The 8,872-nt window shown below is 74.1% G+C and carries 8 protein-coding genes and 2 pseudogenes; 6 read left to right on the top strand and 4 right to left on the bottom strand.

Going from position 1 to position 8,872, the window contains the following annotated elements:
• Positions 1–94: 94 nt before the first annotated feature.
• Together FHS34_RS37670 and FHS34_RS37665 are read right to left on the bottom strand one after the other, a co-directional pair.
• Positions 95–238, bottom strand: a pseudogene (locus tag FHS34_RS37670) (M15 family metallopeptidase); the annotation flags it as partial.
• Between the two features lie 54 nt (positions 239–292).
• Positions 293–535 carry a hypothetical protein gene (locus FHS34_RS37665; RefSeq protein ID WP_221509983.1) on the bottom strand — a complete coding sequence of 81 codons (243 nt, stop codon included), beginning with the start codon at positions 533–535 and terminating at the stop codon, positions 293–295.
• 261 nt (positions 536–796) lie between these two features.
• On the opposite strand from FHS34_RS37665, the gene FHS34_RS37660 reads away from it, so the two are divergent.
• Together FHS34_RS37660 and FHS34_RS37655 are read left to right on the top strand one after the other, a co-directional pair.
• A complete protein-coding gene (locus FHS34_RS37660; protein WP_184974152.1) occupies positions 797–1,411 on the top strand; it encodes a DUF1326 domain-containing protein in 615 nt (204 codons plus the stop codon).
• On the top strand, positions 1,408–2,166 hold the full coding sequence (locus FHS34_RS37655) for a DUF2182 domain-containing protein (RefSeq protein WP_184974175.1): 759 nt from the start codon (positions 1,408–1,410) through the stop codon (positions 2,164–2,166). Before FHS34_RS37660 ends, FHS34_RS37655 begins: the two co-directional genes overlap by 4 nt.
• Before the next feature lie 237 nt (positions 2,167–2,403).
• Here FHS34_RS37655 and FHS34_RS37650 read toward each other — a convergent pair.
• Positions 2,404–2,654: pseudogene (locus FHS34_RS37650) on the bottom strand (HAD-IA family hydrolase); the annotation flags it as partial.
• Positions 2,655–2,793: 139 nt separating this feature from the next.
• On the opposite strand from FHS34_RS37650, the gene FHS34_RS37645 reads away from it, so the two are divergent.
• The 3 genes from FHS34_RS37645 (at position 2,794) to FHS34_RS37635 (ending at position 7,165) form a co-directional block, all read left to right on the top strand.
• The gene (locus FHS34_RS37645; protein ID WP_184974150.1) at positions 2,794–4,290 is read left to right on the top strand and encodes a hypothetical protein; all 1,497 of its coding nucleotides are present in this window, start codon (positions 2,794–2,796) and stop codon (positions 4,288–4,290) included.
• Between the two features lie 227 nt (positions 4,291–4,517).
• Entirely contained in the window at positions 4,518–5,822 is a 1,305-nt protein-coding gene (locus FHS34_RS37640) for an AAA family ATPase (RefSeq protein WP_225817802.1), read from the top strand.
• Complete coding sequence (locus tag FHS34_RS37635; RefSeq protein WP_184974148.1) at positions 5,819–7,165, top strand: vWA domain-containing protein; 1,347 nt, start codon at positions 5,819–5,821, stop codon at positions 7,163–7,165. The genes FHS34_RS37640 and FHS34_RS37635 overlap by 4 nt, the downstream gene beginning before the upstream one ends.
• A 77-nt stretch (positions 7,166–7,242) precedes the next feature.
• Here the strand turns inward: FHS34_RS37635 and FHS34_RS37630 are convergent, their stop codons facing one another.
• Positions 7,243–8,109, bottom strand: a complete 867-nt coding sequence (locus tag FHS34_RS37630) for a class I SAM-dependent methyltransferase (RefSeq protein ID WP_184974146.1) — start codon at positions 8,107–8,109, stop codon at positions 7,243–7,245.
• A 125-nt stretch (positions 8,110–8,234) separates the two neighbouring features.
• On the opposite strand from FHS34_RS37630, the gene FHS34_RS37625 reads away from it, so the two are divergent.
• A complete protein-coding gene (locus FHS34_RS37625; protein ID WP_184974144.1) occupies positions 8,235–8,855 on the top strand; it encodes a TetR/AcrR family transcriptional regulator in 621 nt (206 codons plus the stop codon).
• The last annotated feature ends 17 nt before the right edge of the window (positions 8,856–8,872 follow it).

Below are 8,872 nucleotides of genomic sequence, written 5' to 3'. Positions count from 1 at the left end.
TCTGATGATCAGGACGACACGAGCCGTGTAAATCGAGAGGTTTACGCACGGTTCTGTGAGGGCCGGGGGGTGAGATTCCCCCCGGCTACTCGGCGGCGAAAGCGCCGCCGGAATCCAGCAGTTTCCGCTCGTCGACCAGCAGGGGGCTGTCCCGGCGCACGTCCACGAGCCGTTCCCCGCACTCCTGGACCGGTACGGCCGCGACTTTCGGGTCGGACATCAGAACGATCTCAGTCATGCCGCGATCATCTCGCAGCCCCGTGCCGGGCGGAGACCCACGGAGCGGCATCCGTCAGCCGAGATAGGTGACCTGCAGAACCTTGAGCGTCTTGAGCGCGTGTCCGACGAGGAGGACGGCGAACGCACGGTCGGTGACGATCATCCGCACGACACCGTCGTCCTCGCCGTAAGGTTCCGTCGCGACGACGGGATCATGACAGGCGGCGGCCAGCGCCAGCGTGAGGGGCTCGCTCGCGATGGCCGGCATGGCCTCGTGAACGGCCTCGGCCGCGGGGTCGTACTTGAGGCGGTACATCACGCACTGCTCCTGACGGCATGACGATGTGATGGCAGCAGCAGCGATCCTCCCGATCCCCCACCGGGAGCGTAGCGGCTCTACGACCCTGAGTGGCGACCGATGCCGGAAATCGGGCCGGGAGAGACACCGCCGGGGAACGAGCGGGCAGGCCGACCGGCGGCGCCGGGAATAGCCTGGAAGAGAGCGGCGCCGGCACGGGACGGACCTCCCGGTGCACTCCCCGCCGCCCTGGGGGGACGCGAACAGGGAGACAGAGCCATGCCCTGGAATCTGAACGGCACATACCTGGAGAGCTGCAACTGCGACGTCGTGTGCCCCTGCACCACCTCCGGCCTGACCGCGCCGGCCGACCACGAGCGCTGCCAAGTGACCTTCGCCTTCCACGTGGAGAGCGGAGACGTCGACGGCGTCGATGTGTCCGACCGCAGTGTCGCCGTCTTCATCGACGCGCCCCAGGTGATGGCCGAAGGCGGCTGGCAGGTGGCGCTGTACGTCGACGCCTCGGCCGACGACCGCCAGGCGGAGGCGCTGGGCAAGGTCTTCTCCGGCCAGGCCGGAGGGCCGATGGCGGCCCTCACCCCGCTCATCGGCGAGGTCCTCGGCGTGGAGCGGACCCCGATCGACTACCGCGACGACGGCCGCCGGCACGCCGCGCGGATCGGTGACGCCATCGACATCGAGATCGAGGACCAGGTCGCCCCGCAGTACGGCGACGACGGCCCGGTGATGGGCCTGACCGGCGTGTTCCACCCGGTGAACAGCACACTGACGATCGCCCGCTCCACCCGGGCCACGGGCGACGGCGTGTACGGCCGGTCCTGGGACTTCACCGGCGGCAACGGACACTCGGCGCCCTTCGCATGGTCCGCGTGACCGGCGGGCCGGTAGCCACTCCCCGCGGGACGGCGTTCGCCGGGCTGCTGCTGGTCGCGGCGGCCGCCGCCTGGATCTGGCTGGTCACCCGCTGGGGCGGTATGCCGGCGATGCCCGGCACCATGGGCCTGGACCTGCCCGTGTTCCTGGCCGTGTGGACGCTGATGATGGCCGCGATGATGCTGCCCGCCACGGCATCCGTCGCCGCGCTGTACGCGCGCACCATCACCACGCGCCAGACGTCACGCATGGCTGTCTTCACCGTTGCCTATCTGCTCGTCTGGGCCGCGGCGGGGCTGCCGGCGTACGCGCTGGCCGCCGGCCTGGGCCGGGCGGCGAACCTCCCCGCCGAGGCGGGGACCGCGGTGGCCGCGGCCGTGTTCGCGGTCAGCGGCGTCTACCAGCTCACGCCCCTCAAGGACCGCTGCCTGGCGAGGTGCCGCTCGCCGATCGGCCTGATGCTGCGCTACGCCTCGTATCCGGGACCTTCGCGCGATCTGCGTGCCGGTGCCCACCACGGGGCCTTCTGCCTGGGCTGCTGCTGGTCGCTGATGCTGCTGCTGGCGGCGTTCGGTGTGATGAACCTGTGGGCCATGGTGGTGCTGGCCGCCGTGATCACCGCCGAGAAACTCGCTCCGGCCGGCCCGGTGGTGGCCCGCGTCGTGGGGCTCGCCTCGATCGCCCTGGCCGTCGCCGTCTTCTGGTTCCCGGCCCTGGCACCGGGCCTCACCGGTGGCGGCATGGCCGGGATGTGACGGCTTCGGCCACGCCGTGCCCGACCCGGCCCGCCTTGTTCCGTCGAGATGTCCGGCCGCCCGGACACCACGTGATGCCGCACGAGGCGACCATGTGAGGATCGGCGAATGAACGATCTACGCTTCCGCCCGGCTGCCGGCACCGACCTCTCCACCCTCGTGCGGCTGCGTGACGATGCCGCCCGTTGGACGGCGGGCGGGCCTCCTGCCCCTCGGGGCAGACGCCGAAGGCCTCCGTCACAGCTCGCGCAGCAGGGCGGGCAACTCGCGCATGTCGTGGAAGACGACGTGCCGGGACCCTCGAGGCGCTCGGCCGGGGTCAGCCCGCCGGCGTGGCCGAGGGCCCGCATGCCGGCGGCGCGGGCCGCCTGCACCCCGGGGCGGCTGTCCGCGACCACCACGCACGCGGCCGGAGCGACGCCCATCCGCTCGGCGGCGTAGAGGAACAGGTCGGGAGCGGGCTTGCCGCGCGCCACTTCGGTGACGCTTCCGGTCGGCGCCGCCGCGACGGAGTCGGGGGCGATCGTTAAGCGGGAGACAGACCGACGGCGGTGTGGTTACGATGCCCGGGATGAAGACCTTATCCTCATACGGATTGGGGGAATCGTCCGCGCAAGGTGAGTGCTGATGGCACATCACCACGCGAACGGGATTCCGCCCCGCCTGCTGATGTGGCAGCGCGTGCGCGAGTACGCCGTGCCACCGTCCATGATCGAGAAAGCGACCGCGCGTCGTGCGGCCGGTGACTGGGCCGGAGCCTGCGCCGCCGCCCGGATCGACGTCGATTTCGATCTCCGCGCCGTGCGCGGCCGCCACGGCCCCGATGTAGCCAACCACCTCCGTACGGACCTGCGTCGGCTGGCACCCGACCTGCTGCGCTGGCACATGCCCCGGATCGCCCCGGACGGGCGGCTCCGGCCCGCCCTCACCGTCTCACTGTCCCACTACCAAAGTTCGGGCGGTGTGCCGCTGCAACTGGTGGTGCGGACACCGCCGGCCCGGGCGGACGCCGGTCAACGGATGTCCCTGGCCCTCTGGGAAGGGCCCGGCGACGGGTCCGCCGGTCGTCACCATCCGCACCCGCATCCCGACCGGCGTTTCCGCCTCGACCTGCACCGGCACCTCTGGGACGGGGAACGCAGCGGTGAGCTGGCACGGCGGTGCGGGGGAGGCCCGGCACCCGCCGTGGCACCCTTCGGTAGGACCCGCGCCTCCGGCCGTGCGGCCCCTCCCGGCCTCCCGGACGCAGCCACCGCTGACGATGCCTCGTGGGCGGTGCAGAACTGGGCCGCCGAGGCCGAGTTGCTGCTGGGGAGCGAGGGACGCCCACGCGGGGCGTTCACCGTGCGGCTGGGTGCGCGCAGCCGCGCCGTGCTCGAACTGGTCGCCCCCGACGACAGCCACGCCCCGACGTTCCGGCCACTGCGCGAGGCGTTGCCGCGACAGGAGGCCGCTGCGCTGCCGGTACTGCCGGAGGCGGCGGCCCGGACCCTGCCGGACCTGGAACTGCTGCAAGCCGGGCTGGTCCCGGCCGAACGGCTGCATCCCCTGGTCGCCGCGGCACTGGCCGGGTTCGCCACGGCACCGGCGGCCGCCCTCGCCCCCGAGCCCCGAGATCCGCACCGGGTGGAATGCCGAGGCGAGGTCCACCGCATCGCGCTGCGGAACGGGGTGCTGACGGCGATCGATCACGACCCGGTCGAACTGCGCCGCGAGGACCTGCTGGTGGCGCTCGGCGGACCGGCGCTGCCCTGCCTGCGGGCGATCGACCTGGTGCACCGCAGCCCGGAGGCTCTGCCCGCGGTCCGGGAGCGGCTCTGCCACGGCGACACCGCCGGGGCGCTGGCCGTGGTCGAGGGGTTGCTCGGTCCGGCTGCGGTGCTGCGCGCCGGCCCGCTCCGGGAGGCGCTGGAGTCGGCCGCGGCCCGCCGTGTCGACCACGGACTCTTCCGCGCCGGGCTGGTCGCCGTACACCCGGCCGCCGACGCGGGAGAGGACCGGAAGGGCTCGGGCGTCGGCCATGCGGAGGTCGACCACCGCCCCCGGCTCGACCGCCGCGTGCCGGCCGCGATGCACCGCAAGAAGAGCAGCCGGGCCCGGCCCCGCACCGGCCTGCACCGCTGACCTGTCCGCCCGCCTGCCTGTCCGCCCGCCTGCCTGTCCGCCCGCCTGTCTGTCTGCCTGTCTTCCTTCCGGTGGACCTGCCCGCCGGTGGGCCTTCCGGCCGTGTGGGATGCCTGTCGGTGCGTCTGTCGGCCTGCGGCCGAGCCCGTTGTGCGCCGATGCCACACCCCACGACATCCGTTACGGGCCGACCCGTTCCCGTACCTCCTCAACCCCAGGTGATGACCATGACCTCCAGCTCTCTTCTGCCCGCCCCGGCCCCGGCCGGCGACGACCCCGCAACCGTCCGCGTCGGCGGGTCCGGACCCGGCACCCAACTCGCCCTCGCCGACGACCTGCTGACCCTCCTGCGGACGACCACCACGGAGCCACGCCCCGACGAACAGCTCGAAGCACTCACCCTGGCCGTCGCGGCCGATCTGCCCGTGCTGCTCTGGGGCGAGCCGGGCATCGGCAAGACCGCGGCCCTGACCCAGCTCGCCGCCTCCCTCGACCTGCCGCTGACGACCGTGATCGCCAGCGTCCACGAGCCCTCCGACTTCTCCGGGCTGCCCATCGTCGGCGACGACCCCGCGGTACAGGGCGTGCCGATGGCACCGCCGCAGTGGGCCGTGGAACTCGTTCGCGCCGGGCGGGGGCTGCTCTTCCTGGACGAACTCTCCACCGCCACCCCGGCCGTCCAGGCCGCACTGCTCCGGGTGGTCCTGGAACGGAAGGTCGGTGCGCTCCAACTGCCGCCGGGCGTACGGATCGTGGCCGCCGCAAACCCACGCGCCTCGGCGGCGGACGGGTGGGAGCTGAGCCCGCCCCTGGCCAACCGGTTCGTGCATCTGTACTGGGTGCACGACCGGGAGGTGGTGGTGCGCGGCCTGGGCGGCGTCTGGCCCCGGGCGGAGCTGCCCCGGCTCGTGCCGCAGCGGCTGCCGGAGGCGGTGGCCCACGCCAGGCGTGCGGTCCCCGGCTTCCTGCAGGCCCGGCCCACGCTGATCCACCGGCTGCCGACCACCGAGACGCGGCGCGGCGGCGCCTGGCCCTCGCCCCGCAGCTGGGAGGCCGCGATGACCCTGCTGGCCTTCGCCACCGCGGCCTCCGCTTCCCGGGAGGTGCTGGCGTTGCTGGTGCGGGGCGCGGTGGGGGACGGGCCGGGGCTCGAACTGCTCGCCCATCTCGACCGGATGGACCTGCCCGACCCGGAAACACTGCTGGCCGATCCGGCCTCCGCCGAGCTGCCGGAACGGGGCGACCTGCGTCAGGCCGCGCTAGAGGCGGTGGTGGCCGCCGTCGGGGCACGACCGTCGAAGCAGCGGTGGGAGGCGGGCTGGGCGGTACTGGTCCGGGCCCTGGAAACCGGCGCCCCCGACCTTCTGGTCGGCCCGGCGGCCGTGCTCGCCTCGCTGCGGCACGACGACTGGCGGGTACCGGCGGCGGTGGAGCGGCTGGCCGGGGTGATCGGCCTGGCCCGGCAAGCGGACGAGTCCGTGGAGCGGGCCGCCGCGCGCGGCGCCGGCCGGGCGACGGGTGCGCGCCGATGACGGGGACCGCGCGGCGTCCGCGTCCGCTGCCCCGCCCCATGCCCCCGCCCGCGCTCCCGCGCCCGGTGCGGGCCACCCTGCCGGGGCGCCCGGCCGCCCCCGGCGGGCCGGAAACCCCGCCGGGGCTGCCGCTGGACCGGGACAAGCTGCTGGCCGCGCGACTGCACGCGGTGAAGGTGCGCCCCTACCTGGCCGGCGCCCTCTTCGCGCTGCACGTGGTGGAGGACCGGTCGGTGCCCACGATGGCGGTCGACGCGCACTGGCGCTGCTACGTTTCCCCCGGCTTCGTGGCCCGTACCCCGATGGAGGACCTGGCCGGCGTCTGGGTGCACGAGGTCTCCCACCTGATCCGGGACCACCACGGGCGAAGCGAGCGGTATGCCCGGGAGAACGGCGAGTACGGGCCGGGCGAGCGGCTGCGGCGGAACATCGCCGCCGACTTCGAGATCAACGACGACATCTACGGACACGGTCTGCCCGTGCCCGCCGGCGCGGTGGGCCCGTCGCTGCTGCGGCTGCCCGCCGGACTGCTGATGGAGGAGTACCTGCGGACGGCCTCGATGTCCGGGGCGGCCGCGGACCTTGCCTGGCTGGACTGCGGCAGTGGTGCCGACGGGCAGGCCCGGCCGTGGGAGCTGGGGCAGGGCGGCGCGCACGGGCTGAGCAGACAGCAGCGGGACGCCGTACGCTTCCGGGTCGCCGAGGCCATCAAGGGCCGGCCGGGCGACGCGCCCGAGGGGTGGCGCCGCTGGGCGGACGAGGCGTTCCACCCGCCGCAGCCGTGGCGCCGGATCCTGGGAGCGGCGGTCCGCTCCGCGGCATCCGCGCCGGGCGTGGGCGAGGACCACAGCTATCGGCGTCCCTCCCGGCGGTCGGCCGGACTCCCCGGAGTGCTGCTGCCGAGCCTGCGCCGTACCCCACCGCGGGTCTGTGTCGTGATCGACACCTCCGGGTCGGTGAGCGACGCCGAGCTGGGCAGCGCGCTGCTGGAGGTGGCGGCGATCGCGCGGGCGGTGGGCGGGCGGCGTGACCTGGTCTCGGTGGTCTCCTGCGACGCGGCGGCCGGGATCGCCGTGCCGCTCTGCCGCGCCGAGAGCATGGAACTGATCGGCGGCGGGGGAACGGACCTGCGCTCGGGCTTCGCCCGGGCGCTGCGTTCCGTGCCCCGTCCGGACGTGATCGTCGCCCTCACGGACGGCCAGACACCGTGGCCCTCCGCGCAGCCGCCCTGCCGTACCGTCGTCGGTCTCTTCCCACGCCCCGGCGCTCCCGTCGACGAGGACGACCCCGACTACGTCCCGGACACCCCGCCGCCCTGGGCGCGCGTCGTCGTCATCGGCTGAGCGGCCGGAGCGGCCGTCGCGCCGGGCCGGGCACCGGTGCCGCGGCGGGGGAGTGGCGTCCCGGCGGCGGGCGGTGCCTACGGCCGGTCCGACGGGCCGGCCGGGCGGTCGGCTGTGACCAGCCATGACGTGCTGCGCAGCCGGACGGTGCCGTCCGCCACCACATGGTCGCGCAGATGCTCCGTCAGGGTGCGGCGGGCGCGGGCCCGTGCGGTCGCGTCGGCCTGTTCCATCAGGTGGCGCCCGGGACCGGTGCCCAGCAGGAACTCCGCGGCGTCCTCGGCTCCGTGTCCCCAAGTACCGTGGGCCTGGGCCCGGTCGACGGCTACGCCGGTGAATCCGGCGGTGGTGAGGACGTCGCGGATGCGGTCCGGCGCGGACAGGGAGAACATGCCGGGCAGTCCCGGCCTCCCGAAGTCGCCGAGGGGCAGGAGGCCGCGCAGCGACGCCATCGCCGTCACCCAGCCGTTGAGCGTGGCCTCGGCCGGACACACGAACGCCAGGCGCCCGCCGGGCCGCAGGGCCCGGCCGACGTTGCGGAACGCCGCTACGGGGTCGGCGAAGAACATCACGCCGTAGCGGCTGATCGCCGTGTCGAACGCGTCCGTCTCGAAGGGGTGCACCTGCGCGTCGCCTTGGGCGAAGGAGACGTTGGTGATGCCCTCGCGCTCCGCGCGGGACCGCGCCTCGGCCAGCATCGGGGCGGACAGGTCCAGGCCCAGCGCGCTGCCCCGGGACGCCCGGAGCGCGGCGAGGCGGGTGGTCTGCCCGGAGCCGCAGCCGAGGTCCAGGACCCGGTGATCCCCGGTGACTCCGGCCGCGTCGAGCAGCGGCTCGTCGAAGCCCTCGTTGACGGCGTTCCAGCGGTCCTGATGGCGGGCCCAGTGGGCGCCTTCGGGGCCGTTCCATGCTTGTGCCTGCTCGGTGTTGACGACCTCCGGCACGGGTGCCTCCTGTGGTGGACGACCGGGTATGGGCGTACGCCCAAACAGTATGGGCAGCTGCCCATACTGGCAATCCCCGCTATCATCGGAGGAGTTGGGCCTTGGGAGGAACAGGAGCATGACCTATGGCACCGCGCGGAGTGGCGACGCCTGACGTACGCGAGCGGCTGTTCGCGGCCGCTGAGCGCGTCGTGGAGAAGGGCGGCCCCGGCGCGCTCACCAGCCGGTCCGTCACCGCCGAGGCGGGCTGCGCCAAGGGCCTGTTGCACGCGCATTTCGCCGGGCTCGACGAGTTCGTGGCCGAGCTCTGTCTCGACCGGTTCGCGCGGACGGCGGCGAAGGCACGGGCGTTGTCGGGGCTTGCCGGGCAGGGCACGGTGGCGGGGAATCTCGACGCCGTCGCGCTCGCGCTCTTCGACTCCGGTGGCCCCGCCATATCGGGCCTCGCCATGACCCGTCCCGCGGCCGCGCTGCGCATCCGCGAGGCTCTGGAGAGCGGGGCGCCCGGCTTCGCCGCCATCCAGGAGTCCATCACCGGCTATCTGGAGGACGAGCAGAAGCTCGGCCGGCTGGCGCGGACCAGCGACCCGCACACCGTGGCCCTCGCCGTCGTCGGTACCGCCCACCACCTTCTGATGACCAGCTGGGCAGGCACACCTGACCCACGGCCCTCCATGACGCGCCTGGTGGCGGCGTTGGTGGAGGACCAGGGCCTCTCGTTCGGATCAGGCCGGGCGCAGGGCTGATGCCCAGGGGCGGTCGG

The sequence above is a fragment of the Streptomyces echinatus genome (genome assembly GCF_014203595.1).
GTDB classification, from domain to species: domain Bacteria; phylum Actinomycetota; class Actinomycetes; order Streptomycetales; family Streptomycetaceae; genus Streptomyces; species Streptomyces echinatus.
Note: the sequence above shows the minus strand (reverse complement) of the source record. Positions and strands in the feature narration are given on the sequence as shown.